The sequence below is a fragment of the Leisingera sp. S232 genome (assembly GCF_049800895.1).
In the GTDB taxonomy this organism is placed as follows: domain Bacteria; phylum Pseudomonadota; class Alphaproteobacteria; order Rhodobacterales; family Rhodobacteraceae; genus Leisingera.
Window position 1 is genome coordinate 136,142 of the sequence record NZ_JBNAFX010000002.1, and the last position, 26,537, is coordinate 162,678.

At 58.6% G+C, this 26,537-nt stretch carries 19 protein-coding genes, 2 tRNA genes and 1 pseudogene; 13 read left to right on the plus strand and 9 right to left on the minus strand.

The genetic code is table 11. The features are described 5' to 3' along the window. Nucleotides 1-164: 164 nt before the first annotated feature. Both secA and ACP151_RS02205 read left to right on the plus strand, forming a co-directional pair. Nucleotides 165-2,864 carry a preprotein translocase subunit SecA gene (secA, locus tag ACP151_RS02200; RefSeq protein WP_424977212.1) on the plus strand — a complete coding sequence of 900 codons (2,700 nt, stop codon included), beginning with the start codon at nt 165-167 and terminating at the stop codon, nt 2,862-2,864. A 267-nt stretch (nt 2,865-3,131) separates the two neighbouring features. Next, nucleotides 3,132-4,685, plus strand: a complete 1,554-nt coding sequence (locus tag ACP151_RS02205) for a phosphate ABC transporter substrate-binding/OmpA family protein (RefSeq protein WP_424977213.1) — start codon at nt 3,132-3,134, stop codon at nt 4,683-4,685. 118 nt (nt 4,686-4,803) lie between these two features. Here the strand turns inward: ACP151_RS02205 and ACP151_RS02210 are convergent, their stop codons facing one another. Beyond that, complete coding sequence (locus tag ACP151_RS02210; protein WP_424977214.1) at nt 4,804-5,154, minus strand: META domain-containing protein; 351 nt, start codon at nt 5,152-5,154, stop codon at nt 4,804-4,806. A gap of 309 nt (nt 5,155-5,463) precedes the next feature. On the opposite strand from ACP151_RS02210, the gene ACP151_RS02215 reads away from it, so the two are divergent. From ACP151_RS02215 to ACP151_RS02245, 7 genes are all read left to right on the plus strand, one after another. Further along, nucleotides 5,464-10,989, plus strand: a complete 5,526-nt coding sequence (locus ACP151_RS02215; RefSeq protein WP_424977215.1) for a hypothetical protein — start codon at nt 5,464-5,466, stop codon at nt 10,987-10,989. 22 nt (nt 10,990-11,011) lie between these two features. After that, complete coding sequence (locus tag ACP151_RS02220) at nt 11,012-11,716, plus strand: CpXC domain-containing protein (RefSeq protein WP_424977216.1); 705 nt, start codon at nt 11,012-11,014, stop codon at nt 11,714-11,716. Nucleotides 11,717-11,950: 234 nt separating this feature from the next. Then, nucleotides 11,951-12,649: a fumarylacetoacetate hydrolase family protein gene (locus ACP151_RS02225; protein WP_424977217.1), complete on the plus strand. Its 699-nt coding sequence runs from the start codon at nt 11,951-11,953 to the stop codon at nt 12,647-12,649. 323 nt (nt 12,650-12,972) lie between these two features. Further along, entirely contained in the window at nt 12,973-14,016 is a 1,044-nt protein-coding gene (locus tag ACP151_RS02230; protein ID WP_424977218.1) for a TRAP transporter substrate-binding protein, read from the plus strand. 79 nt (nt 14,017-14,095) lie between these two features. After that, the gene (locus ACP151_RS02235) at nt 14,096-14,677 is read left to right on the plus strand and encodes a TRAP transporter small permease (RefSeq protein ID WP_424977219.1); all 582 of its coding nucleotides are present in this window, start codon (nt 14,096-14,098) and stop codon (nt 14,675-14,677) included. Next, nucleotides 14,674-16,179, plus strand: a complete 1,506-nt coding sequence (locus ACP151_RS02240) for a TRAP transporter large permease (RefSeq protein ID WP_424977220.1) — start codon at nt 14,674-14,676, stop codon at nt 16,177-16,179. Before ACP151_RS02235 ends, ACP151_RS02240 begins: the two co-directional genes overlap by 4 nt. Before the next feature lie 149 nt (nt 16,180-16,328). Further along, nucleotides 16,329-16,505, plus strand: a complete 177-nt coding sequence (locus ACP151_RS02245; RefSeq protein WP_424977221.1) for a hypothetical protein — start codon at nt 16,329-16,331, stop codon at nt 16,503-16,505. A gap of 9 nt (nt 16,506-16,514) precedes the next feature. Here the strand turns inward: ACP151_RS02245 and ACP151_RS02250 are convergent, their stop codons facing one another. Further along, nucleotides 16,515-17,723, minus strand: a complete 1,209-nt coding sequence (locus ACP151_RS02250; RefSeq protein ID WP_424977222.1) for a winged helix-turn-helix domain-containing protein — start codon at nt 17,721-17,723, stop codon at nt 16,515-16,517. Continuing rightward, complete coding sequence (locus ACP151_RS02255) at nt 17,723-18,748, minus strand: LacI family DNA-binding transcriptional regulator (protein ID WP_424977346.1); 1,026 nt, start codon at nt 18,746-18,748, stop codon at nt 17,723-17,725. The genes ACP151_RS02250 and ACP151_RS02255 overlap by 1 nt, the downstream gene beginning before the upstream one ends. A 148-nt stretch (nt 18,749-18,896) precedes the next feature. Here ACP151_RS02255 and ACP151_RS02260 point away from each other — a divergent pair. Continuing rightward, nucleotides 18,897-18,973 (plus strand) — tRNA-Arg (locus ACP151_RS02260). 559 nt (nt 18,974-19,532) lie between these two features. On the opposite strand, the pseudogene ACP151_RS02265 reads toward ACP151_RS02260, so the two are convergent. Both ACP151_RS02265 and ACP151_RS02270 read right to left on the minus strand, forming a co-directional pair. Further along, a pseudogene (locus ACP151_RS02265) lies at nt 19,533-19,946 on the minus strand (transposase); the annotation flags it as partial. A gap of 305 nt (nt 19,947-20,251) precedes the next feature. Then, a tRNA-Lys gene (locus tag ACP151_RS02270) sits at nt 20,252-20,327 on the minus strand. A gap of 187 nt (nt 20,328-20,514) precedes the next feature. Between ACP151_RS02270 and dapF the strand changes: the two genes are divergently transcribed. The 3 genes from dapF (at nt 20,515) to ACP151_RS02285 (ending at nt 23,258) form a co-directional block, all read left to right on the plus strand. After that, nucleotides 20,515-21,357 (plus strand): diaminopimelate epimerase, encoded by an 843-nt coding sequence (gene dapF / locus ACP151_RS02275; protein WP_424977223.1) that lies wholly within the window; start codon nt 20,515-20,517, stop codon nt 21,355-21,357. Further along, nucleotides 21,354-22,616, plus strand: coding sequence for a tRNA (N(6)-L-threonylcarbamoyladenosine(37)-C(2))-methylthiotransferase MtaB (gene mtaB / locus ACP151_RS02280; RefSeq protein ID WP_424977224.1), 1,263 nt, complete (start codon nt 21,354-21,356; stop codon nt 22,614-22,616). Before dapF ends, mtaB begins: the two co-directional genes overlap by 4 nt. Nucleotides 22,617-22,820: 204 nt before the next feature. Beyond that, complete coding sequence (locus ACP151_RS02285; protein ID WP_424977225.1) at nt 22,821-23,258, plus strand: glyoxalase superfamily protein; 438 nt, start codon at nt 22,821-22,823, stop codon at nt 23,256-23,258. A gap of 148 nt (nt 23,259-23,406) precedes the next feature. Here the strand turns inward: ACP151_RS02285 and ACP151_RS02290 are convergent, their stop codons facing one another. The 4 genes from ACP151_RS02290 to ACP151_RS02305 all read right to left on the minus strand — a co-directional run bounded on the left by ACP151_RS02290 (nt 23,407) and on the right by ACP151_RS02305 (nt 26,494). After that, the gene (locus ACP151_RS02290; protein ID WP_424977226.1) at nt 23,407-24,195 is read right to left on the minus strand and encodes a cytochrome c1; all 789 of its coding nucleotides are present in this window, start codon (nt 24,193-24,195) and stop codon (nt 23,407-23,409) included. A gap of 19 nt (nt 24,196-24,214) precedes the next feature. Next, on the minus strand, nt 24,215-25,549 hold the full coding sequence (gene petB, locus ACP151_RS02295; protein WP_424977227.1) for a cytochrome b: 1,335 nt from the start codon (nt 25,547-25,549) through the stop codon (nt 24,215-24,217). 12 nt (nt 25,550-25,561) lie between these two features. Further along, nucleotides 25,562-26,122 carry a ubiquinol-cytochrome c reductase iron-sulfur subunit gene (gene petA, locus ACP151_RS02300; RefSeq protein ID WP_424977228.1) on the minus strand — a complete coding sequence of 187 codons (561 nt, stop codon included), beginning with the start codon at nt 26,120-26,122 and terminating at the stop codon, nt 25,562-25,564. Nucleotides 26,123-26,335: 213 nt separating this feature from the next. After that, the gene (locus ACP151_RS02305; RefSeq protein WP_424977229.1) at nt 26,336-26,494 is read right to left on the minus strand and encodes a hypothetical protein; all 159 of its coding nucleotides are present in this window, start codon (nt 26,492-26,494) and stop codon (nt 26,336-26,338) included. Nucleotides 26,495-26,537 lie beyond the last annotated feature (43 nt).

Sequence of the window (26,537 nt, forward strand, 5' to 3'; positions counted from 1 at the left end):
TTCCTTGGCCTTTAGAGGCCCTGCCGTTGACACTCTATACCCTGCCGCTTACATCGCCTTGAGGCCATTGGCAGGACTGTCTTTCCACCATTGTTTATGGGTTGAAGACACGGCGGGCAAGCCTGCCCAATGCAAAGGCCTGAGATAGGATCGCTGGAGTAGATATGCTGGGTTTCGGAACACTCGCCAAAAAGGTTTTCGGCACGCCGAACGACCGTAAAGTCAAGGCGACACGGCCGCTGATTGCGCAGATCAACGCGCTGGAGGAAGAGTTTGCGAAGCTGAGCGATGAGGGTCTGATCGAGAAGACCCAGGAATTGCGCAAGCGTGCATTGGACGGAGAAGGCCTGGATGCGCTGCTGCCCGAAGCTTTTGCCAATGTGCGCGAAGGCGCCAAGCGGGCTCTGGGCCTGCGCGCCTTTGACACCCAGCTGATGGGCGGGGTGTTCCTGCATCAGGGTAACATTTCCGAGATGAAGACGGGTGAAGGCAAAACCCTGGTGGCGACGTTCCCGGCCTATCTGAACGCACTGACCGGCAAAGGCGTGCATGTGGTCACCGTGAACGAATACCTGGCCAAACGCGACAGTGAATGGATGGGCAAGGTCTTTGCCCAGCTTGGCATGACAACCGGCGTGATCTGGTCGGGCCAGCCGGATGGTGAGAAGATGGCGGCCTATAGCAGCGACGTCACATATGCCACCAACAACGAGCTGGGTTTCGATTATCTGCGCGACAACATGAAACCCTCGCTGGATCAGGTGTTCCAGAAACAGCATAACTTTGCCATCGTCGATGAAGTGGACTCGATCCTGATCGACGAGGCCCGCACACCGCTGATCATTTCCGGTCCGGCGGAGGATCGCTCGGAGCTATATTCAACCATCGACAAGATGATCCCGCTGCTGTCGGAAGAGCATTACGAGATCGACGAAAAGACCCGCGGTGTGACCTTCACCGAGGATGGCAATGAATACCTTGAGCAGACACTGCGTGACCATGGGCTGCTGGATGCAGAAGCATCGCTGTATGATCCAGAGAGCACTTCGGTTGTCCACCATGTGAACCAGGCCCTGCGTGCCCATAAATTGTTCCAAAGGGACAAGGATTACATTGTCCGCGACGGGCAGGTTGTTCTGATCGACGAATTCACCGGACGCATGATGGCAGGCCGCCGCCTCTCGGAAGGGCTCCATCAGGCGATCGAGGCCAAGGAAGAGGTTGATATTCAACCTGAGAACACGACGCTGGCGTCGGTGACCTTCCAGAACTACTTCCGTCTGTACAATACGCTCTCGGGCATGACCGGCACGGCAATGACCGAGGCCGAAGAATTTGCTGAAATCTATGGTCTGGGCGTGGTTGAAGTTCCGACCAACCGACCGATTGCCCGCTTGGACGAGGACGATCAGGTCTATCGCACCGCCCGTGAGAAATACGAAGCGATGATAAAGGAGTCCAAGGTTGCCCACGAAAAGGGACAGCCGGTTCTTCTGGGCACCACGTCGATCGAGAAGTCGGAACTTCTCAGCCATCTGCTGGAGCAAGAGGGCATCGAGCACAATGTCCTGAATGCCCGCCATCACGAGCAGGAAGCCCAGATCGTTGCGGATGCCGGACGGTTCGGCGCGGTGACTATCGCCACCAATATGGCAGGCCGCGGCACCGATATTCAGCTGGGCGGCAATGTCGAGATGAAGGTGCTGGAAGCGCTGGCCGCCAATCCGGAAGCCGACCCGGCAGAACTGCGTGCCGTCGAAGAAGCCAAGCACGCAGAGGAAAAGCAGAAGGTTCTGGACGCAGGCGGTCTGTATGTGATGGCCTCTGAACGTCACGAAAGCCGCCGCATCGACAACCAGCTGCGCGGCCGCTCCGGCCGTCAGGGCGACCCGGGCCGGACTCGCTTCTATCTTAGCCTCGAAGACGATCTGATGCGCATTTTCGGCTCGGAACGTCTGGACAAGCTGTTGTCTTCGCTGGGTATGAAAGAAGGCGAGGCCATCATTCACCCCTGGGTGAACAAGTCGCTGGAACGCGCCCAGGCCAAGGTTGAAGGCCGCAACTTCGATATGCGCAAGAATGTGCTGAAGTTCGACGATGTGATGAATGACCAGCGCAAGGTGATCTTTAAGCAGCGCCGCGAAATCATGGCAGCCGAGGATCTTTCGGAGATCGTTGACGACATGCGCCACGAGGTGATCGACGACTTGCTCGACACCCATATGCCGCCCAAGACCTATGCAGATCAGTGGGATACTGCAGGTTTGCAGGAGCAGGTCCGCGAGATGCTGTCTATTGACGCGCCAGTGGCCGAATGGGCTGCCGAGGAAGGCGTGGATGACGAGCAGATCCGCGAGCGCCTGGTCGAGGCCTCGGACAAGATGATGGCCGAGAAGGCAGAAGCCTTTGGCCCAGAGAGCATGCGCAACATCGAAAAACAGGTGCTGCTGCAGACAATCGACAAGAACTGGCGCGAACATCTGCTGACGCTGGAACACCTGCGTTCGGTTGTTGGCTTTCGCGGCTACGCGCAGCGCGATCCGCTGAATGAGTATAAGAACGAAAGCTTCCAGCTTTTTGAAAACATGCTCGATTCCTTGCGTGAAGAAGTTTCTCAGCAGCTTAGCCGCGTGCGTCCGATGACTGACGAAGAGCAGCAGCAGATGCTGATGGAAATGGCTGCACGCCAAGCTGCAATGCAGCAAATGGCGGCGCAGCCTGCAGCTCCAGACGCGCCGGCCGAGGCACCACCTCCTGGTTTTGTCGAGGACGACCCCGCGACATGGGGAAATCCATCCCGCAATGACAAGTGCCCCTGCGGCTCCGGCAAAAAGTTCAAACACTGCCACGGCAGCCTGACCTGACCTGATCGGTTCCGGGTGTCCCAAACGCCCGGAACTCCGAAGCCCGCGTTCATTGGAAAGCCCGCGAAGGCTCGCGCCTTGTGACAAGGGTTTCTTTCTCTTGAACCCATCTGTGGGCCTTCAGCGTGCCGAGGCGAACCTTGTATCAGGGGTGTGGATGATGCCTCTGTCTGATTGCAGTCGCAGAATGTCTTTCTGGTGTTGAATAATCTGCTGGAAGACTTGAAGATTGCGGCCAACTGATTTGCGGTAATTTCAGGTATTCACATGACCTTCTTTCGTGCGGCCGCTTGTGCCGCACTTTTTCTGGCTACCTTTGCGCGTGGGCTTGCTGCTCAGGATGTCACTCTGTCATCTCCGGATGGTGCTGTTGAGATCACCGGAACGCTGCTGGGGTTCGATGGCGAGTTCTACCGGGTGCAGACGCAGTTCGGAGAACTGACTGTCGATGGCACCGGTGTATCTTGCGACGGGCCGGGATGCCCCAGCCTGTCTGGGTTTGTAGCCGAAGTGACTTTTGCCGGCTCTTCCACCATGTCGGAAGTCCTGCTGCCTGCGCTGATCGAGGGATTTGCATTGCGCAATGGGTATCAGACGCGCAGGGAGGCTCTGCCTGCGGGAAACTTCAGTCACGTGCTGTTGAACGGACAAAAGCCCGCAGCACGATTTACCTTCACCGCAAGCAATACGGATGCAGGGTTCGCGGCGCTGATCGCGGACGAGGCGGATGTTGCCATGGCGATGCGCGAAATTCGACCTCTTGAGCGGAAGGGGGCAAAGGCTGCAGGGCTGGGAGATCTGACCGCAGCGGGGCGCAGCCGCGTTTTGTCACTGGATGCCATTGTTCCGGTAGTCGCCCCAAGCAACCCAGTACGCGAGATTTCCTTGCTGCAGCTTGCCCGCGTTCTGTCCGGGGGAATTACCAATTGGCAGGATCTCGGCGGCCCTGATGCTCCTGTGTCGATCCATATGCCGGTGTCGGGGGCGGGCTTGTCTCAGGCTGTCGAAGATAAACTGATGAAGCCATTCGGGGCCGGTTTCACCGCAGCGATCCACCGCCATGACCGCAGCAGCACGCTGGCCCGGCGGGTATTGATCGACCCCTTTGCAATTGGCATAGCCAGCTATGCCGAGAAGGGAGCAGCCCGGGTGCTGATGCTGACCGGACCTTGCGGGTTTTCTCTGCAGGCCAGCCGCAGGGCAGTGAAAACCGAAGACTATCCGCTGACTGTTCCGATGTTTCTGTATCTGCCGGCCCGGCGCCTGCCGAAAGTGGCACGAGATTTCCTGGCCTATGTGCGCGGTCCTGCAGCGCAGGCGGTGATCCGACGTGCCGGGTTTGTCGATCAGGCTTCTGAGCTGATCCCCTTCAGTCGGCAGGGCAACCGTCTGGCCAACGCCATAGAAGCGGCGGAAAAGCAAGAGGGGCTGGCTGAGCTTCAGCGCCTGCTGAGCGAATTGCGCGGGATGCAGAGGCTGACGGTTTCGGTCCGTTTTGAACCAGGGTCTTCACGCCCAGATGCACGCTCTCGCAGCAACATTGAGCAGTTGGCCAAGGCACTGGAAACCGGAGAGTTTGATGCAAAAGAGGTGGTGTTTGCTGGCTTTTCCGATGGTGTTGGCCCTGCGGCGGGCAACCGCGAAATCGCATTGAAACGAGCCGGTGCCGTGCGCGACGCAGTGATCCAAGCGGCGGAAACGGCCGATATCAGCCGCGTGCAATTCCGAGCAGAAGGGTTTGGCGAAGTGTTACCGATGGCTTGTGATGACAGCGAGTGGGGTCGTCAGTCTAACCGAAGGGTAGAGGTCTGGGTGCGTTAGATCCAAACCATGCAGTCTGTTGATAAACAGTACTAATTTGTCAAATATCTTGCTGCTGTTGTGTTGAATGCGTCCGACGATCAAGCAGACTTTCGGCAGCCCGCACCTGAAAGCCAATTTAGCCTGACAACGGTTTTGCCCAAAGCAAGGGCTTCTCAAAATTGTACATTACCAGCTGTCCGTCTGCAGCTACTTCCATCCGGTTGGCCATGCTGATCTGCTGCATGAAATCACGTTCAATAATCATGGAATTTTCATCGCAAAGCCCGCCCCCGATTTCAAAGGGGGCGAACATCAGATTCTGCAGGTCAGGCCCGAAGGTGGTGGTAAAGCTCCGGCATGGGCTGGAGCCATATAGTGTGTTGCCGTCGAAATCGAACCGTAAGTCTTCAAATGGTGTCAGGTCGACATTGGTGACCTTGTGAACGAGCCAGGCGCCTTCAAGATCTGCTACCGTAGTCGAGGCCATAGGAAATCCTCCTCCTTGTGCGGTCTTGTTTTCAGAGGCAAATGAGTACAGTGCCAACCCGCAGCAAGTGCCTGCGACCGCCGTAAGAAACATCGTGCGGGCTGTGCTCAAACACTTCATCCGCGGCATCCCGACCATTGGAAACTCATTACCGCCTCACTGTGAAGCGCATAGGTTTTCAGTCTGCGCAGCCTACGGAGATTGACAAGAGAAAAATCTTGCTGGAATCCGGCTTCCATGCGACGCTTGTAAGTGAGCAGGTATAACCTGCTGTTTTTTTATTGTTTTTTCGCCTTGGGAGTTTGCCCCATGCCACTTGATGCTGCCGCTGCAAAAGAAATCAAACAACAGATGGGGCTCGCGCGCAAACGAGAACTATCCTTTGGATTGTGCTTTGGCAAAAAGATCGAAAACTCGGTATTCCTGACACATAAGACCAAAGCCGCGAAGATTTTGGGAAAGCAGGCAAAGTCCGACGGAGAGACGCCTCAGTTCACCTTTGGGACGCTGAAACTGGACGGCAAAGAACTGTCACTGTCAGTCGAAGGCAAAATCGTGCCGGGTATGGCCCGCAAGGCCAAGAAGATGTTGATGGTTGTGGGGCTCAAGTACAAGATCCTCATCTTGGATCCTGATGGCAATGTCGTCGAGACGGAAGAGGATGACGAGGGCGAAACCACGGCTGACGCTCCCCAAGCGGCGCCTGCGGCCATGGGCGACACAGCCACCGAAGACCCGGGTTCGGCTCCGGCGGCACCTGGTTCAGAACCGGACCCAGCCGAAGCCAAGTGGCACACCGCCGCTGCCAAGGTGGAAGCCAATCTTGCCAAACTCCGTGGAATAGCCGGTATCGACCTTTCCAAGGCAGAGACGATGTGGAAGGCAATTCAAGCCAAGGCTGAGAGCAGCGGTTTTGCCGTCGCGCTGGAGCATGTCGCCAAGCTTTCTGCGGAGATGAAAGCTGCCGCCCAGGATGCAGTTGCCCGCGCCAAACGGCAGAGTTTGCTGGAAAGCAAGTGGCAGCAGGCCGCGGCCAAGCTGGAGCCTCTGCTTGAGGAGGTGCTGGCACTGAAGACTGCTCAGTCAGGGAAAATCGAAACTGTCTGGACACAGGTAAAGGCGCGGGTTGCGAATGTACCGCCGGACTACGAGGGCGCTCTTAAGGCGGTAGGACCGCTGGCCCAGGCAATTTCCAAGGCCCGCAAGGCCGAAGTGGAATCCAGTGACGGCAGTGAAGATGCCCCTGCCAGTACCGAAGCGGCGGCAGCAGATGATGGCGATACGGTAACAACGGCCAAACCAACGGCCCCCGCCAAGGACCCAGAACAGGCCGCGCCGCCGTCCGAGGACACCACCGTCGAAGAACAGATTGCACGGATAGAGGCCACGCTCAAAGCACTGAAGGACGGGCCGGTCACGACCTACAATACAATGATGCCGGATGCCGTGAGTCAGACCCCTGAAAAATGGAAAGCTGCGCTCGACAAGGTCACGGCGCTTGCTGCCCAGGCCAAGGCAAAGCCCGAGGAGGCCAGCGGCGCCAAGCTGGATGCAGGCGAAAAGGCGCTCGATGCGCTGGAAAAAGCGGTTGCCGCCGAAACCGAAGCCAAGACTGTATTTCAGAAAACGCTGGAAATCTTCGACTTGCGGATTGTTCCGCTCACCAGCCACCCCAAGGCCGCAGCCCCCGAGATCGCCCCGGAAATCACCCGTATCAACGGTCTGCGCACGGCTGCCATCGACAAAGCCAAGACGCATGATCTGAAAACCGCTGCGGATGAGCTGAAGGCAGCCGAGGCCGAGATCGCCAAGGCTGAAGTCATGGCCGACGACTTTGCCCATTTCATGGCGCTTGACCCGGACCGCAAGGCGCTGGCCGATGCGGACCGGGGCATCACCACGGGTGATCCGGCCCTGGATGATCCTGCCCGCGAGATGGAGCGGCTCTATGACGGCGCCCAGCAGGACAAGGCGGCCAAGAAATACAAGGATGGCATCAAAAAGCTGGAAGAGATTGCCAAGGTCAACACCCGCAGTAAGCGGGTCAAACTGCAGCGCAAAAGCTACGATGCCTCCCGGCCGAATGCCAAGGCTTGGGTCGACCATTGGGCGGGTCTGGCAGCCCCCGTCAAGGCGCTGCTCACAGCAAAACTGACCGAACTTGGCGGCTACTACACCAGCGCGGATGTTGCCACCACCAAAGACTACGGCAAGTCGCTCGAAGACCTGGGAAAATTCTGGAAGCTGAAGGAATTCCTGGAAAATGAAATCCCGGTTGTGCAGCAATACGCACCCAAGCTGGCAGCCTTTGAAACCCAGCTGCAGACCTTCAAGGACCATGATGGCGCCTCGGGTATCCAGGTGATGATCCTGAAGATGGATGGCGACCTGGCATCTGCCAAGGCCGAGGCTGTGCTGCATAAATATAATGCGGCGCTGGCGCTGCTGGATGCCACCCAGGGCGATTGGGTCACAACCACGGCCCGGGCCGATGCCTGCAAAGCCTACAAGGAAAAGCGGGTCGCGGTTCAGGGCAAGATTGACGCTCTGAAGAACGTGCCCCCGGCTGAACCGATGGTGGCAGATGCAAAGGCTCTGATGGTCGAAGCTGCAGCCCTGGCGTTGAAACACGACTACCCGGCTGGCAGCAAGACGCTGGCCGAGGCAGAGAAACGCATCGACAATGCCAAAGCCTCTGCCGAAGCTTTGGTCGAGCTTGACGGCTTGGCAGGATCTAAAGCGCTGGATGATCTCGCCAAGAAGTGGGATCCTGCCTTCAAGGTTTTCACCGATATCCGAGACAAGGTTGTGGCCGCAGATACCGGCAATGACTTCACCACCCTGATTGCCAAGGCGCAACTGCCGGCTGCAGAGGCGGAAAAGGCCAAAACCGCCAAGAAATACGACGATGCCAGAGCGTATTTGGACAGCGCCATCTCAAATTTGAAGATGGCCATGGTGCTGATCCACCAACACAATGCCTATGGAGATCTGAAGACCTCGCTGGCGGCCAAGGCAACTGCTTTGGGACCATTGAACGACACCGCCTGCATTCAGCCCCACATTGATGACATCAACCGGTTGACCGCCGAGGCTGACGCCCTGATCAAACCCGAAGCCTATGACTACAAGGGCGCCGAAGCAAAACTCGGAGACGCCCGCAAAGTCGAGGAGCAGGCCCGCGCCGACGCTGAGCTGTTCAAGACCATCAAAGCCGATCGTGCCAAGGCCGCTGCCGCGATCGCCACGATCACCGCCGAAGGCGGCGCGGTTGAAATCCAGCTGACCCACCGCAAGACTGAAATCCAGGCACTGATTGATGAAAGCACTGTCAAACAGACGGCGCGCGATTTCAAAGGGGCCGCGGAGAAAGCCAAGGCTGCGGCAGACTGGGAAAAACCCACTGCCGGTGATCTTGCTACCGTCAAGACGGTGATGGGCTGGGTGAATCCCTATTTCAAGACACCTCGCGCCACGCTGATTGGACCGGGCAAGGAAGCCGGCGTTCATCAGATCGCCAGGGCAGACGCGGATTTCGCCAAATACGAGGCGATGATGGCGGCACACACATATTCCGCCGCAAATGGGATGTTCGCGAAAGCCTATCAAAAGATCGAGGCCTGCAAACTGCTGATCGCTGCTGCAGCGCCCTATAACCAGTCTGTGACTGACGCACAGGCAGCAGTGGACGCATTGGCGCCCGAACGCAACGGCGCCACCGAGGACCGGATCAAGGCGCTGGAAGACCGTCTGACTGCCGCCAAGCTCGATACCGCCCGCACCGATCTGATCGACAATGACTACAATCAGTCGGTCAAGGCCTTGAAAGCCATCACTGACGAAGCCAAGGCCCTGCTTGTCTCGATCAAGGGGTCATCAGAATATGAAACTGCCCGGGCCGCCGCCAAGGCAAAACTGGACGAGGCAGCAGGTCATAAACACGCCGATGCCATCCAGGCCCAGCTGACCCGGCTGTCACAGAAATACGAAAACCTCGTCAAATTGGCGCCCAGCAACTACGCTGCCGCCAAGACCATGGCCGAAGAAGTGGCCAAGTCCGCAGAAGACGCGATCAGCTCGGCAGGCACCCAAGGTATCCTTGAGGCCGTAAACGGTGCTATCGGCGGCGACCAGGACAGCGCTCCCTGGTGGCCTCAGGTACAGGCCGCGAAACTGGCTATCGCAGGGGTCGGCAGCCGCGAAAACGCCGCAGTGGCCAAGACCAAGCTGGATCTTGCCAGTTCGGAGATCGAAAACTGCCAGAAGGACGGGATCGACGCCAAGACCGCCAAGGGCCATCTGCTTGCTGCGCTGGATGCCTGCAACACCGCCAATGAAGTGATCTCGCAGTATGTCTTTATCATGCAGGAAATCACCCGCGTCCGCGGCCTTGTGGCACCGGTGCGGGGGGATGATGAATCCACCTATGTGAAGGATGATCTGGACGCCGCTGAAAAGCTGTTGAACGACTGTGAGGCTGCGGCCAAGGCAGGCCAGGACTACGCCAAGGTCAGCGCTGATATCGAACGTTCGATTGTCCTCATTCAGACGGCGCAGGAACACGCCGATCTCAACAAGAAGTATAAGGAACTGCGCGCCAAACCCGAGGTGGAGCCGCGTCTGGAAGTGCTGGAAAAGCACGAGCACCGTTATGCCATCAAACCCAGTATCGACACCATGCGCAAGAAACTGGCCGATGCGGCAGCTCAGGCAGCTTCCAAAAACCCGGCCCAAGCCATCAAGCTGCTGGAAGAGGCCCGCGCCCTTGGCACCAGCGCCTTTGTGATGGCCGAAATGCGTGCCAATACTCCGCCCAAGCCGAAAGACATCCAGGAAATCCTGTCGCGACCCAATGGCACCGCTGAACTGGACGCGATGATCGACAATTTGGAACCCGAAGCGCAGCGGGCTGTGGTCAAAGTCGCCTTCAAGGAGCGTTACGGCTGCGATATCAAGAACTTCAGCAATGAAAACCTGGCCCCTGCCAGCGAGATTGCAGATGGAGATCTGAAAGGCCCCAATATCGTTGCCTTCTACAAGGCGATGCAGGATCTGCCGCTGGATCACACGATGACCAACGACTCGCTGAAAAGCTTTGCCGTCAACGAAGCTGCCAAGGGTGGTTCAATGTATCAGGACAGCAAGAAACGCATAGTTATGCACGAAGGCGATGCAGGTCTTTCGCCCAACTATGGCTTTGGCAGCGACGATGCGGTGGGCAGTCTGGAAGACGCCGCCACGCCTGAGGAACGGGCAGAACTGGAAAAATGTAAACCTGCCAACGAAGAGCCGATCAGCTATTTCAACTGGAACACCTTGCATGAGGTCGGCCATGCCGTTGACGACAAAAAGGGCTTCATGCGGAGCAACGGCAGCAAAAAGGATTACGGCGGCTGGACTGAACATGGCATGGACATCACCGTCATCGCCGAAAAGATTGCCACCAAGTTCAGCTACGACAAGGCCTATATCCTTGAATACATGGCCCACAACAAAAGCATCAATGCACCGGCCAAACCCGCGGACGAAACCTGCTCGGACGAGGATTGGGACGCCCGGCGTGTCAAGGCCGAGGCCTTTGTCGACATGGCTTCAGAGCCGGCCAAACCCTGGTCGAGTATGGCCACAGCCAAGAAGCTGGCAATCGGTGGCGTGGTGTATCAGGAAAGCTATACAAATACTTGGAATTCCTATCTCCTGAGCGAGCGCGCCAAGGGGATGACTGGATATCAGTTCCGGGCCCCTGGAGAATGGTTCTCAGAGCTTTATGCCGCCTACCATTCCGGCAAGCTGAAACCCAATCATCCCGCTGTTGCCTGGCTGTCGAAACTCTGACCCATTGAAAGGCTGTTGACCGATGTCGCTTTTTCAACCCGTCAACTTGCAGTGCCCGAATTGCGAGGCGCCTGTGATCATGATGGCCGTGGGCAGTGTGAACGCCGACCGTCGCCCCGACCTGCGTGACGATATTCTCGAAAACCGGTTCCAGGACTGCGAATGCGGCGAATGCGGCGAAAGCTTTCGCCTGCAGCCGCAGTTCAACTACCTCGACTCCGGGCGCGGCCAGTGGATCGCCGCTATGCCCGCTAGCCGTCTCCGCGACCACTTGCAGCTGGAAGATGAGGCCAAAGCGCTGTTTGACGCCAGTTATGGTGCCAGTGCGCCAGCGGCTGCGCGCGACGTGGGGGGCGATCTGGCTGCTCGCTTGACGTTCGGTTGGCCGGCAGTTCGAGAGAAGCTTTTGGTCAGGCAATTGGGCCTGGATGACGTCATTGTCGAAATGATGAAGTTGCACATTCTGCGCAGCGTCGCATCGGTTCCAATGGCCGAAGGCATTGAGCTGCGCCTGACCGAGGTGGATGAAGAAACGGATGAGTTTATCTTCACATGGCTGGAAACGGCCTCGGAGGAACGTATCGAATACATAACGGTTCCAGCAGAATTATACCGCGCGGTTCAGGGGAACCCAGAGGGTTGGTCAGCGATCCGGGCCAGGCTAGACAATGGATATTTTGTCGATATGCAAAAGCTCTATATGGGTGATGGGCAGTCGGCTGAGTAACCGTCTCCAACCAAACCAACGGACTTTCTTTGTGCTTGGAGGTCGCAGGAAGTTGGGTCCTGTCGTCATTGGGCGAATGCAAGTAAGTCGTCCAAGGCCAAAAGATCAGATGAGATAGGAGTTGCCACAGATTATCTGAAATTGTTTGCTGGCAAACAGGGGTTTTCAACTTCTGGCATGAAGACTCAGCCCTGAGAAGCAGCACAAGGCCGCGCAGCAAAAAGGAAATTTCCGATGGGTGATATTCTGTTCCGGCTTCCGGAAACGCCGGTCGTTCCGGTGTCAGGAAAGGCGGCTGGTTATCCGGTGGGCCGGATTTTCTGTGTCGGGCGGAATTATGCTGCCCATGCCGCCGAGATGGGCAATGAGGTGGACCGGGAAGCGCCGTTCTACTTCACCAAATCAGCGGCAAATGCAGTGCTGACTGGTTCAGTCGTGCCCTACCCGCCAGGAACTGAGAATTTTCATTATGAGATGGAACTGGCAGTGGCCATTGGCGCGCCGGTGTTCCGGGCTTCAATAGAAGAGGCGGCGGCGGCGGTTTTTGGCTATGGATGCGCGTTGGATATGACCCGGCGCGATGTGCAGATCCGGGAGCGGCAGAAACAGCGGCCGTGGGATCTGGGTAAGGATCTGGAGAACGGAACGGTTCTGGCGCCTTTGACCAAAGCTGCGGATTGGGGCGGCCCGTCTGGCCGACGGATCTGGCTGGAGGTGAACGGAGAAAATCGGCAAGACGCCTCGCTGGACGAAATGATCTGGCCGGTGAAAGAAATCATCTGCCATCTGTCCGGCTTCTACCACCTGCGGCCTGGGGATCTGATTCTGACCGGCACGCCCGCCGGAGTGGGGGCTGTGCACAGCGGCGACCGCATGCGTGGGGGCATAGACGGGCTGGAGCCGGTTGAGCTGGCACTGGCTGCAGCTGAATGACGCAAGGCGCCGTGCGGCCACAATTGCTGTTGCCATGACGTGCTTTCAATATGTATCAAATGATGTGCAACCTTGTGGTATCCGTAACATCTCCGGCCGTGAATTTGTCGGCAAGCCGAATGTACAGGCGGAATTCTTGCGTGAGAAATACATGATCTGTTGTTGATGGTTACAAACGCACCCAATAGCAGAAGTGAAAGCGGTTCAGTAAATGAACCCAAAACGGGGGTCTGGCGGCACAAACGGAAAGAACTTGGCTGGGTGCCGCAGCAATCTTGCATGAGACAGCCCCCAGAATGTGAATAGGTCAAAGGGAGGACGACATGACCACTCGGAGAAAGCTACTGGGCGCAGTTGGCGCAGCAGCCGTCGCAGCGATGTGCGCGGCACCGGCATTTGCCCAGGAAGTCACGCTGAAACTGCATCAGTTCCTGCCGGCGCAGGCCAATGTGCCGAAGCTGATCCTGGATGTCTGGGCGGACAACGTCGAGGAATCCTCGGGCGGCCGTATCAAAATCGACCGTTTTCCATCGATGCAGCTGGGCGGCAAGCCACCGGAACTGATGGATCAGGCCATTGATGGTGTGGCGGACATCGTCTGGACCGTGGTGGGCTATACACCGGGCCGCTACCCTTCCACCGAAGTGTTTGAACTTCCCTTCATGATGACCAACGCACGCGCGGTGTCACATGCCTATTGGGAAATGTTCGAAAAACACATGAAGGACAGCGAGTTCAAGGATGTGCACATTCTGGGCACCTGGGTGCACGGTCCCGGCAATATCCATACCAAGGATCCCGTCTCAACACCGGATGATCTGCAAGGAATGAAAATCCGCGGCGGCGGCCGTTCGGTGAACGCGCTGCTGAGCGAGCTGGGGGCGACCCCGGTCGGGATGCCGGTTCCTGCTGTTCCCGAAGCGCTGTCCAAAGGCGTGATCGATGGTACGACCATCCCCTGGGAAGTGACCGCCGCATTGAAAGTTCCGGAACTGGTCGAAAGCCACACTGAATTCACCGGCAAGGCGCTTTACACGCTGACCTTTGTGCTGGCGATGAACAAGAACAGCTATGAAAGCCTGCCGGATGATCTGAAGAAGGCAATCGATGACAACTCCGGCCTGGAGCTATCGGTCTTTGCCGGTGGTACCATGGAAGATTCCGACGGACCATCGCGGGAAATGGCGCTGGATCTGGGCAATGAAGTCATCACGCTGGACGCCGGGCAGACGGCGATGTGGCGCGAACGGTCTCAGCCGATCTATGACAAATGGATCGCGGATATGAACGAAAAAGGTATCGACGGTGCCGCGCTGATCGAAGAGGCCAGCGGGCTGATCGAGAAATACACGCCTCAGTACCAGTAAGGCGTTCTGACTGATAAAAGCGAGGGGCCGCGCGGCATTGGCAGCGGCCCTTTGCACACCGGAATAAGGCAACACTACCATGCACAAGCTCATGATGCGGCTGGCCAAGGCCATGGCCTACCTGGGCGGTGCGGTCCTCACTCTCCTGATCATTCTGACATGTGTTTCAATCGCCGGGCGGCTGCTGAACGGGCTGTTCCATGGCGATCTGATGGAGCGGATTGCACCTGGGTTTTCGAAATGGATGACGGGCTGGGTCGGTCCCGTGAACGGCGATTTTGAGCTGGTAGAGGCGGGCGTTGCCTTTGCCATCTTCGCCTTTCTGCCGCTGTGCCAGATCACTGCGGGCCATGCTTCGGTGGATGTGGTGGCAAATGCCTTTCCGCGTGGCGTGAAACGGTTCCTGCGGATGGTGACCGAGCTGCTGTTTGCAGCGGTGCTGGTGCTGATCGCCTGGCGCCTGGGAGCTGGTCTGGTGGGCAAATATTCCAACGGCGAGACCTCCTTCCTGCTCGAATTTCCGGTCTGGTGGGCCTACGCCATCAGCATGCTCGCGGCGCTCGTGGCCGCCATCGTCGGCATCTATATGGGCGCGGTGCGCACCATTGAATTCTTGACCGGCCGCATCCTGGTCTGGGATGGCGTGGAGGGTGAAACGTGACGGCTCTTGAAATTGGCATCGCCTCCTTTCCAGTCCTGATGCTGCTGATTTTCCTGCGGGTGCCGATCGGGCTCTCGATGTTTCTGGTCGGGCTTGGCGGGCTGATCTGGGTGACGGATGGCACCCAGGTGGCGTTCGGACGACTGAAAAGCGAAACCTATACGACGTTCTCGTCCTATTCGCTGACCATCGTGCCGATGTTTCTGCTGATGGGGCATTTCGCAACGCTGGGCGGCATGTCCACCGCGTTGTTCAAGGCTGCCGAAGGGTTTCTTGGACATCGCAAAGGCGGAGTGGCGATGGCCTCCATCGGCGCTTGTGCGGGTTTCGGCGCGATCTGCGGCTCGTCTCTGGCCACTGCGGCCACCATGGGTCGTGTGGCGCTGCCCGAGCTGAAGCAATACGGTTATGCCGGCGGCTTCTCCACCGCGACACTCGCGGCAGGCGGCACGTTGGGAATCCTGATCCCACCCTCCGTGGTGCTGGTGATCTATGCCATCCTGACCGAGCAGAACATCGCCAAACTGTTCCTGTCGGCCTTCATCCCCGGCCTTCTGGCGGCCCTGGGCTATGTCATCGCTATTTCCATCTATGTTCGCCTGTTCCCGGAAAGCGCGGGCACCCGTCCACCAATACCGATGCGCGAGCGGTTTGCGGCGCTGTTCCATGTCTGGCCGGTGCTGCTGGTTTTCGGCCTGGTGGTGGGCGGCATCTATCTCGGCTGGTTCACTCCGACTGAAGGGGCGGCTGTGGGGGCGTTCGGCACCGGGCTGATTGCCTGGATGAACGGCGGTCTGAACCGCGAAACCCTGGGCGAGAGCTTCATGGTCACGGCGCGCTCCACCGCGATGATCTTCTTCATCGTTCTGGGTGCGGGTTTCTACAACGGTTTTCTGGCTCTGACCAAAGTTCCGCAGGAGCTGGCGGATTTCGTGGTCAGCCAGGGCCTCAGCCCCTGGATGGTTCTGACACTGATCCTCGCCTTCTATCTGGTGTTCGGCTGCCTGATGGATTCGCTGTCGATGATCCTGCTGACCATCCCGATCTTCTTTCCGGTGATTTCGGCGATGGACTTTGGCCTGCTGTCCTTGTCCGCAATGCAGGCAGATGCAGCGATGGAGGTGCTGGCAGTCGGCGTGCCTGACGGTATGGGCGCCGAAATGCTGGCCTCGATCAAGGATGCGATCGCTGTCGGCGCAGAGCTGTCCCGCGAGCAGATGAAAGAGCTGGGTATCCGGGTGACCGAAGGCCGGGTGAACCGGATCGAGGCAGAGTATGTCGCCATCTGGTTCGGTGTGCTGGTATTGATCGTGGTGGAGGTCGGACTGATCACCCCGCCGGTCGGCATGAACTTGTTCATTATCAACGCAATGGACCGAGAAACCAGGATGATCGACACCTACAAGGCGGTGATGTTCTTTGTTGCCTCTGACATTGTCCGGGTCGTCATCCTGGTCGCCTTCCCGGTGATCACACTGCTGCCCCTGATGCTGATGCAGTAAATTTTCTGCCCCTCTCGGCCTGCGGGAAGGGGTGCACTCTGAGCCAAGGCAGGAAATAGAAATATTTTGTGACATAGGCTTGGATTGACCTGAATCAGTCTGCCGGGTTCGCTTACCAGATCGCGCCGTTTTATCAGAGGAGACCCGCCATGCAGATCAGCCGCAGCAAATCCACCGCACCCAAGGTCAAGGCCCTGGCGGCAGAAGTTGCCGAACTTCAGGGACCCTGCGTCGGCTGCGCCAATTGCGTCGGCCTGTGCGACGCGCTGATTGACACGCTGGTGCTTCCGGACCTGATCCTGTCGCGCAAGCGCAGCACTGCGTAGCGCAACTGTCTACAGACGCAGCCAGCCGTCTGAGAAAACAACGCTGCCAACGCCGGCAAAGCGCGCCACACGGTCCAATTCCGCCTCCAGTCGCCTGGTGCGGGCCGCAGACCATTTCACATCCCGTTCAGGCCAGATAGCGGTGACGCGCAAAATATCCGCGTCGCGCTCCGCTTTCATATCTATGCGCCCCACCAGCCGCGCGCCTTCCATAAGCGGAAAGACATAATAGCCGTATTGCCGTTTGGGTGCCGGGGTGAAGACTTCGATCCGGTAGTGGAAGCCGAACAGCCGCTCGGCACGCTTGCGGTCGCGCAACGCCGGATCAAAGGGGCTCAGCACCCGCATGCGGTTTGGGGCCGGTGCCAGCTTTGCAGCAGCTGCAACTGTGCCGGGGCGGGTGAACACCTTGCGCAGTTTCCCGTCGGCTTGTTCTATTTCTATCTCTTCCAGCTCTCCCGAATTCAGCTGTTCGGCGCACCAGGCCTTGGCCTCAGCTGCAGAAGCAGTGTCCCAAAAGGCTGCCAGCTCACCAGAGGTGCCAAAGCCCAGGCGGTCCAGGGCGGCAGAGCAGAGCCAGTTGACTGTCGCCTGTGTGTCGCAGTTCAGGCGCCCGGGACAGAGAGAGTCCTCAATCACCCGTTCGGTCAGGTCATAGCGTTTCTGGAACCCTTCACGCCCCACCACCGTCAGAGCGCCGGAGCGCCAGAGATATTCCAGCGCGGTTTTGGACGGATGCCAGTCCCACCAGCTGCCGGAGCCTTTCTTTTCATCCTTGCCTACGTCGGATGAGCTGACAGGCCCGTGATCGCGCACATGGTTCAGGACAGCCTCAAACTGCGCCTCGAACCCGTCGCGCCGCCAGTTGCGCCAGCGTTTGCGCAGCAGTTCGGTGTCGCGCTGAAAGCGCAGATGCCAATGCGGGTAAAACGCCATCGGGATCATCGCGGCGTCATGGGTCCAATGTTCAAACAGCCCGCGGTCCCGTTCATAAAGCTGCTTTAGGTGCTTGGCACGATAGCCCGGGCGCCGTGAATAAAGGATCACATCATGCGCCCGCGCCACGGTGTTGATGCTGTCGAGCTGCACAAACCCCAGCCGCTGAATCAGAGCCAGAAGATCAGCGCCCTTGGAAGGGCCCGAAGGCTGTTCCAGCAGCGCGTGGCGATCCAGAAACAGCCGCCGCGCGGTTTGATTGTCCAGTCTCTGTAGCGCCATCAGCGGCGTTTCAGCGTATCGCCATAAGAAATGGTCGGAGTCAGCGTGACATGTCTTTCAATGTCTATCTCCGGGTCCTCCAATTGCGCGGCGATAATTTCTGCTGCTTTGCGGCCGATTTCCAAACGGCAGGCATCCATGGTTGCCAGTTTGCGGGGCAGCCCTTGCAGCAGCTCCACTCCATTGAAACCGGCCAAACCGACTTGGCCAGGAACATCGATGCCCTTTTCTTGCAGATACAAAAGCCCGCCCGCGCCAATCATGTCGTTGGAATAGTACAGGAAATCAAGTTCTGGCGAGCGTTCCAGCATGGCTTGGGTCATCTCTCTCCCCTTCGCCAAAGCAGATCCGCCGGAATAGAATTCGCGGTCTTCAATCTCCACGCCTTCCTTGGCGAGAACTTCGGTGAACCCTTCAAAGCGTTTGCGCGCTCTATGGTCCAGTGGCATCTTGGTGCCCATGAAGCCGATGTGGCGGTACCCTGCTTTTAGGATTGCCTTCGCCATTTCGCGGCCGGCGCGCCGGTGGGAGATGCCAACCATGGCATCCACCGGTTTGCCATCAGTGTCCATGATTTCCACGACCGGGATTCCTGCATTTCGCAGCATGGCACGGGACGCATCAGTGTGCTCCAAACCGGCAATAATCACACCGGAAGGGCGCCAAGAGAGCATCTCATAGAGGACTTTCTCTTCCTTTTCAGGCTGATAGTCGCTGACACCAACCACCGGCTGCAGGTCAGTGTTCTCCAGTATTTTGTTAATACCGGTCAGAACCTCAGGGAAAACCATATTCGAAAGAGAAGGAATGATCACCGCCACCAGGTTCACACGGTTCGAGGCCAGCGCACCTGCGATCTTGTTTGGTACGTAGCCTAGATCCTTGGCAGCAGATAGAACCTTGGTGCGAGTCTTCTCTGACACATCGCCGCGGTTGCGAAGAACGCGGCTTACGGTCATTTCGGAGACACCGGTTGCCTCGGATACATCGCGAAGGGTAAGCGGGCGCTTGCTGTCCGTTGTCACGTTCCTGAGCCTCATGCATATTTCTGTTCGTAACGTTAGCGCAGACATGATGTGCTGCACAATGGAAACTGCGTGCGTCAAAGCGGTTCTTGAAGCAGGCCATCCTATTGTGATTGCAAAAGGGAATTGCTATGGCGTGAACCCGCATGGCTCCGTGGCTCAACTGGATAGAGCAGCCCCCTCCTAAGGGGCAGGTTGCAGGTTCGAATCCTGCCGGGGTCGCCAAAAAAACCTGAAAAGTATGGCTTATTTACAGGCCTTTGTGCAGAAGCGTGCAGAAAGTCCCGTGAGCCTTCAGGCAGAATTCTGCTGAAACGGCGGAATTCTCGTACAAAACCTGTACAAAATTCGCACGTATTTGCGCAGTTTAGGGCCTTACAATGAGCCGGCGGGTGGCAAACGCATGTGCCGAACGGAAGTTCGGGAGTGCGACGCGCAAGCAGATCATCATGTTTCTTGCGGACAAGGCATCTGGTGTTCGAAAGGACGATCCAACGGCACACGGAGCTCGGGGAGACAACCGTCAAGAGGACGATCCGGGACTTCCTGAAGGAAGGCATTCTGGTCGAGACCGGAGCGCGGGGATGCAAGAACGAATTCACCGTCGTCTACCGGATCGATCTCGCCCGGCTCGAGGCGCTTGAACTCACCGCTGAGCCCGATATCGAGACGGGGGCCGCAGTGGCCGGGGTACCGGGGCCACCACGGCCCCAAACCATCCGAACCACCTCCGCGCGAGCGCGTGGCGGTGGAGGATAAAGAGGCTGAGAAGATTTTGGCAGCCTATCCCTGGGCTGTCGAACAACAGGTGCAGCGGCCCCTTCGAGCCACGATACGGGATGTTCACGACCCGCGGCTTCTGGCGGCAGCTCAGCGTGCTGAAGTCGGGCACCGTCCAGTCGAGGCCGACCAGGCGCAACAGGCTCTCGACGAAGCCCGTCGTCTGCCGCAAGGCCATGCCGAACAGCACCTCCATCGAAAAGCATGTCTGGATGGCGGCATCGCTGTAGGTCTGCTGGCGGCCACGGCTGCCTGGCGGCGCCGCATCCCAGCTCATCTCGGGGTCAAACCAGCCTTACGGCGATTGCGGGCAATCGCCTACCGGCCAATGGATCGTCAGCGAGCCACGGCGGTTGAGCGCTTCATTGTAGACTGGCCAGTTCCTGGTCCTGTAGGTCGGGGGCGCCGGGCTGCTCAAGCATTCCAGCTACCACGCTGGATTCACGAGATGAATCCCTCACTCAATTTGTGTAACAGAGCCCCCTGAGGGTCCGCTTCAGGTGTTGACGGGCACGGCCAGCGTCGCGTTGCCGCAATTCCGCTTCCCGCCAGCACTTAACACAACTCGAAAAATGTGATGACCGTAAAGGCACTTCACCCATTGGGTAGCTTAGATAACACAGGAACATCCTGAACCAATGGGCAACAGATCTGTCGCAAATGGATAGAACCTTGTCACAGATGGACAATTACCTTGTCACGTGACATGAACTTAGGAGGAAGTGGTGAGCCGTGCAGGATTCGAACCTGCGACCCACTGATTAAAAGTCAGTTGCTCTACCAACTGAGCTAACGGCCCACTTCTTCGTTGCGGTCTAAGTGTTTTTTCCAAGAGGTTCAAGCACTTATTTCGCTTTGGTCTGGCGTGTCAGTCACTGTCACGCTGTCCCGATAGGCGGCGTATCTAGGGCCAGTGCGGCGGGGGGTCAACCCCTATTTTCAACTTTTCTCAACGAAGGCTGGATTCATCTCGGCCCCGGGTTTATATGCCCGCCATGAGCATCTCAGCAGACATCAAAATCCCTTTCATGAAGATGCACGGGCTGGGCAACGACTTTGTCGTTGTCGACGCGCGAGCGTGGGACATTGCCATCACCCCGGCGATGGCCAAGGGAATTGCGCACCGCCAGTTTGGCGTCGGCTTCGATCAGCTGACGGTGATCTCGAACGGCCAGGGTGATGCGCATCTGACTTTCTACAATGCCGACGGTTCCACCTCTGCTGCCTGCGGCAATGCCACCCGTTGCATTGCCCGGCACCTGATCCAGGAAAGCGGCAAGGCTGATCTGCATCTGACCACCGATCGCGGCGATCTCTATGCCCGCGATGCCGGCGATGGGCTCACCTCTGTCAATATGGGGCAGCCGCAGCTGGACTGGCAGGAGATTCCACTGGCCGAAGAGATGGACACGCTGGAACTGCCGATCGAAGGCGGCCCAACTGCCACTGGCATGGGCAATCCGCATTGCACCTTCTTTGTTGAGGACGCAGAGCGCATTCCACTGGAGGATTTCGGCCCCCGGTATGAACACCATCCTCTGTATCCACAGCGCACCAATGTGCAGGTGGCCCAGGTGACCGGTCCGGACCGCATCCGTATGCGGGTGTGGGAACGGGGGGTGGGCGTGACACTGGCGTCTGGCTCCTCCTCCTGCGCGACGGCCGTTGCAGCGGCCCGGCGCGGGCTGACAGGTCGCAAGGTGCAGATCGATCTGGACGGCGGCACCCTGTGGATCGACTGGGCAGAGGATGGCGTCTGGATGACCGGGGCGACCATGCATGTGTTTGACGGCAGCTTCACTCGCGAATTCCTGGAGAGCCTGGGATGACTGCGCCCAAATTCACCACTCTTGGCTGTCGCCTGAACGCCTATGAAACCGAGGCGATGAAGGAGCTGAGCCAGCAGGCGGGCCTGGAAAACGCCGTGGTGGTAAACACCTGTGCGGTAACGGCCGAGGCGGTGCGCAAGGCACGTCAGGAAATCCGCAAACTGCGCCGGGACAACCCCGATGCACCGATCATCGTCACTGGCTGTGCCGCTCAGACCGAACCGGAAACCTTTGCCGCGATGGAAGAGGTCACCCGGGTCATCGGCAACACCGAAAAGATGCAGCCGCAAACCTGGCAGGACATTGCCAAAGGGCCGGATTTCATCGGCACCACGGAAAAGGTGCAGGTCGATGACATCATGTCGGTGACCGAAACCGCAGGCCATCTGATCGACGGTTTCGGCACCCGCAGCCGCGCCTATGTCCAGGTGCAGAACGGATGTGACCACCGCTGCACCTTCTGCATCATTCCTTATGGCCGCGGCAATTCCCGCTCGGTCCCTGCCGGCGTGGTGATCGACCAGATCAAACGTCTGGTGGACAAAGGCTATAATGAGGTGGTGCTGACCGGCGTTGATCTCACGTCCTGGGGCGCAGATCTGCCCGCGCAGCCGCGCCTGGGCGATCTGGTGATGCGCATCCTGAAGCTGGTGCCGGATCTGCCGCGCCTGCGCATTTCCTCTATCGATTCGATTGAGGCGGACGAAAATCTAATGCAGGCGATTGCCACCGAGCAACGCTTGATGCCGCATCTGCATCTGTCGCTACAGCATGGCGATGACCTGATTCTCAAACGCATGGCCCGGCGCCACCTGCGCGACGATGCCATTGCGTTTTGCGAGGAGGCCCGCAGCCTGCGCCCGGAAATGACCTTTGGCGCCGACATCATCGCAGGCTTCCCGACTGAAACGGAATCCCATTTTGAGAATTCGCTGAGGCTGGTCACTGATTGCAACCTGACCTGGCTGCACGTCTTTCCCTACTCCAAGCGGGTAGGCACCCCGGCCGCCAAGATCCCGAACCAAGTCAACGGCAACGTCATCAAGGAACGTGCAGCCCGTCTGCGGGCTGTCGGTGATGTGCAGGTGAACCGCCACCTGGCGGCACAGCTCGGCAAGACACATCAAATCCTGATGGAAAACCCGCATATGGGCCGCACGGAACAGTTCACCGAGGTGAGTTTTGCAAAGGCCCGGACCGAAGGCAGCATCGTGTCCGCCGTGATCACCGGGTCCAGCGCAACACAGCTTACCGCCTGACAGATCTTGCAGAGAACGGGGAATTGCTTTCCCGCACTGTGCCAGCTAAAGATCAGTCCAAGGTATCCGGATACCTGCCGCTCGCGGCCGCTGGCCATGGTGAATTCCGGACAAGGATCTTTCCTGACGCCTGGGTGCACGCCCGGATAGCAACGCGAGCCCTATCTGCAACGGCAACCGCACCCGATTGCGAAAGGCAGAGTCATGCAGAAAGACACTCCCCTCCCCCCCGTCGGGCAGTTGAAGGCCGAAGCCCGCCTTCTGAGAACCGAGGCCGCAAAGCTCGGCCAGCCCATCAGCCACAGCACCGCCCTGGAGCGGATTGCTGAGTATTATGGCTACCGCAACTGGAACATCTTGCACGCCCGTGCCGCCAATGCGCCAGAGCTGCAGGTGGGCATGCGGGTCGAAGGCTGCTACTTGGGCCAGCCTTTTACTGGCTACGTGCACGGGCTGGCTGCCTGCGGCCCCAATGGCCACCGCCGGATCACCCTGCATTTCGATAAGCCGGTGGATGTGGTCCAGTTCGACAGTTTCTCGTCCTGGCGCCAGCGGGTGTCTGCGGTCATTGATGCCGGGGACCGTTCGCCGCAGAAAACCTCCAACGGTCAGCCGCATCTGGCGGTCAGCCCGCTGACCTAGGCCTGCTGCTTCTTTCTGGTCAAAAATACCCCGGGGTGAATGCGCGGCTACGCGCAGAGGGGCAGCGCCCCAGCCCCATCAGCAAAGAAAACCCCCGCAAGCGTCACTTGCGGGGGCTCTGTTTCAAAGCTGCGTCAGCAGCCAGTGATCAGTGTTTGCCCTTGTGGGGGGCCCACAGACGCTTGTTGGTCAGATACAGCAGCACCGACAACAGGGTCAGGAACAGCACGCCAACAAAACCAGCCTGCTTGCGCGCCATCATCTTGGGCTCCGCGGTCCACATCAGGAAGGCCGCGACGTCCTGCGACATGGATTCCACGTCGTTGGCGTGGCCATCGGCAAACTCAACCTGCTCATCCGACAGCGGTGGTGCCATCGAAATCCAGCCGCCCGGAAAGGCGGTGTTTTCATAGAAGGTGGTGCCTGCTTCTTCTTTGGTCTCGCCTGTGTAACCCGCCAGCAGCGACGCGATATATTCCGCACCGCCCATGCCTTTGAACATCTGGTTGATGCCCAGGCCATAGGGACCGTGGAAGCCCGCACGAGCCTTGGCCATCATGCTGAGATCCGGAGCGCCTGCGTTGTTGTTCTCCGGGAAGAAGTCGACCGGCTTGGCCGGGCGGTCCTCATCCAGTTCCGGATCATAGACGCTGAAGTTGTCAGCGGCGTAGGCACGCACCTGATCTTCCGGCATCTGTGGGCCGCCTTCATCCGCCAGGGTGCGGATCGGCACCAGCTTCAGCCCGTGGCAGGCTGCGCAGACTTCGGTGTAGATCTGCAGGCCGCGCTGCAGCTGGTTGCGGTCGTAGGTGCCGAACGGACCCTCGAACGAGAAGTCATAATCGGTCACATGCGCATCGCCGCCGCCTGCCGCGTATGACGCAGCAGGGATCAGGGCCAGAGCGAAGGCGGCACCGGTTGCCAGTTTCTTGAACATTGCTAGGTGTTCCTTCTTCTTACTCTGCAGGAGTGGCTTCAGCAGAAGACTTCTTGCCGTATTGGGCGTCGAAATCCTCTTCGATGGTTGCCGGCTGCGCCAGCGGCTTTTCGATCACGCCCAGCAGGGGAAGGATCACGAAGAAGTAGCCGAACCAGTAGGCCGAAGCGATCAGCGAGAACGATGCATAAGGCTCTTCTGCCGGCATCGCACCCAGCCACATCAGGGCAAAGAAGTCGACAACCAGCAGCGCGAACCACCATTTGAACATCGGACGGTAACGGCCCGAACGCACGTTGGAAGTATCCAGCCACGGCGCCAGCGCCATTGCCAGGATCGCACCGAACATGGCGATCACACCAAAGAACTTCGCATCCACGATACCGCCGGTCACAAAGGACGCGAACTGAACAACCCAGACCTCAGAGGTGAAGGCACGCAGGATCGCGTAGAACGGCAGGAAGTACCATTCCGGAACGATATGCGCAGGCGTCACCAGCGGGTTGGCTTCGATGTAGTTGTCCGGGTGGCCCAGATAGTTCGGCATGAAGCCGACGATGGCCCAGAAGATCACCAGAACAACGGCCAGACCCAGGAAGTCCTTGATCACGAAGTACGGCCAGAACGGCAGGGTGTCTTTCTCGGCTTCCTCTTTGGAACCTTTACGGACATCAACACCGGTCGGGTTGTTGTTGCCAGTGGTGTGGAAGGCCCAGATATGCACGACCACCAGCGCTGCGATCACGAAGGGCAGCAGGTAGTGCAGCGAGAAGAAGCGGTTCAGGGTGGCGTTGTCCACCGCAGGTCCGCCCAGCAGCCAGGTCTGGATTGCTTCGCCGATAAAGGGAATCGCGCCAAACAGGCCAGTGATAACGGTGGCCCCCCAGAAGGACATCTGGCCCCAGGGCAGCACGTAGCCCATGAAGGCGGTGCCCATCATCATCAGATAGATCAGCATGCCGACGATCCATGTGATCTCGCGGGGCGCCTTGTAGGAACCATAGTACAGGCCGCGGAAGATATGGATGTAGACGGCAACAAAGAACAGCGAAGCACCGTTCATATGCAGATACCGCAGCATATGGCCGCCGTTCACGTCGCGCATGATATGCTCAACAGATGCAAAGGCCAGGTCAACATGCGGGGTGTAATGCATCACCAGGACGATGCCGGTGACGATTTGCAGCGCCAGGCAGAAAGCCAGAACGATGCCCCAGATCCACCACCAGTTCAGGTTCTTGGGGGTGGGGATCATGATGGTGTCATAGATCAGGCCGACGATGGGCAGGCGGCTGTGCAGCCACTTTTCTGCACCTGTCTTCGGCTCGTAATGGTCGTGCGGAATACCGGACATGAGCGCGTTTCCTTATCCCAGCTTGATGGTGTTTGCGTCGGTGAACTCGGCGACAGGCACATGCAGGTTCTGCGGTGCCGGACCTTTGCGGATACGGCCCGAGGTGTCGTAGTGCGAACCGTGGCAGGGGCAGAACCAGCCTTCGAACTCACCGGCACCGTCACCCAGCGGCACACAGCCCAGGTGGGTACAGACACCCATCATCACCAGCCATTCGCCGGCTTCATCCATGGTGCGGTTGACGTCAGCCGCATCGGTTCCCGGCTTGTTCGGGTTTTCCGACAGCGGGTCAATCAGCTCGGACAGCTCCACGGCACGGGCTGCATCGATCTCTTCCTGGGTGCGGCGGCGGATGAACACCGGCTTGCCAAGGAACATCACCGACAGCTGCGTGCCTACTTCCACGCCGCTGACATCGACCAGGATCGAGGACAGCGCTTTCACATCGGCGGACGGGTTCATCTGGTTGACCAGGGGCCATACGGCGGCACCCGCGGTCACTGCCCCGGCGCCGGCAGTGGCGTAGTAGAGGAAATCTCTCCGGGTTCCTTCGTGGTCTTCTGCGTGGGACACGAGGTTTTCTCCAATTCCAGCGCCCGTTTAGGGCAAACATGCGCATGCACCGCGATTTCTCGCAGTGACTCAGGCGCGTGTCTAGCGGGGAGAATGGCATTCGTCCAGCGGTCATAGGCGCGCAGAAAGCCGCAACGGGTCTTTTCTGTTACGCCTGTGTGACAGTGCCGCACCCATATCGGCGCGACACCGGTGTTTTTCAAGAAGGAAGCGTTAACTTTTGAGGGATTTCGGCACCTGCATTGCGGGCCGCGAATCGACTGCGGCGAACTGGTTGTTCAGCAACGCCTTGCCTTGGCGCCAGTTGGTTTCCGGGCGGCAGAAGTCCCCATAGGCCAGCGAGCAGCCAACCGCGATCTGGCCAATTTTCAACGACCTCTGCAGGTGGCTCGTCCGGCCCGCTGACAGCACGTCG

Coding starts and splice junctions, on each gene's coding strand:
- secA (WP_424977212.1), top strand. CDS start 165: ATGCTGGGTTTCGGAACACTCGCCAAAAAGGTTTTCGGCACGCCGAAC.
- ACP151_RS02205 (WP_424977213.1), top strand. CDS start 3,132: ATGACCTTCTTTCGTGCGGCCGCTTGTGCCGCACTTTTTCTGGCTACC.
- ACP151_RS02210 (WP_424977214.1), bottom strand. CDS start 5,154: ATGGCCTCGACTACGGTAGCAGATCTTGAAGGCGCCTGGCTCGTTCAC.
- ACP151_RS02215 (WP_424977215.1), top strand. CDS start 5,464: ATGCCACTTGATGCTGCCGCTGCAAAAGAAATCAAACAACAGATGGGG.
- ACP151_RS02220 (WP_424977216.1), top strand. CDS start 11,012: ATGTCGCTTTTTCAACCCGTCAACTTGCAGTGCCCGAATTGCGAGGCG.
- ACP151_RS02225 (WP_424977217.1), top strand. CDS start 11,951: ATGGGTGATATTCTGTTCCGGCTTCCGGAAACGCCGGTCGTTCCGGTG.
- ACP151_RS02230 (WP_424977218.1), top strand. CDS start 12,973: ATGACCACTCGGAGAAAGCTACTGGGCGCAGTTGGCGCAGCAGCCGTC.
- ACP151_RS02235 (WP_424977219.1), top strand. CDS start 14,096: ATGCACAAGCTCATGATGCGGCTGGCCAAGGCCATGGCCTACCTGGGC.
- ACP151_RS02245 (WP_424977221.1), top strand. CDS start 16,329: ATGCAGATCAGCCGCAGCAAATCCACCGCACCCAAGGTCAAGGCCCTG.
- ACP151_RS02250 (WP_424977222.1), bottom strand. CDS start 17,723: ATGGCGCTACAGAGACTGGACAATCAAACCGCGCGGCGGCTGTTTCTG.
- dapF (WP_424977223.1), top strand. CDS start 20,515: ATGCCCGCCATGAGCATCTCAGCAGACATCAAAATCCCTTTCATGAAG.
- mtaB (WP_424977224.1), top strand. CDS start 21,354: ATGACTGCGCCCAAATTCACCACTCTTGGCTGTCGCCTGAACGCCTAT.
- ACP151_RS02285 (WP_424977225.1), top strand. CDS start 22,821: ATGCAGAAAGACACTCCCCTCCCCCCCGTCGGGCAGTTGAAGGCCGAA.
- ACP151_RS02290 (WP_424977226.1), bottom strand. CDS start 24,195: ATGTTCAAGAAACTGGCAACCGGTGCCGCCTTCGCTCTGGCCCTGATC.
- petB (WP_424977227.1), bottom strand. CDS start 25,549: ATGTCCGGTATTCCGCACGACCATTACGAGCCGAAGACAGGTGCAGAA.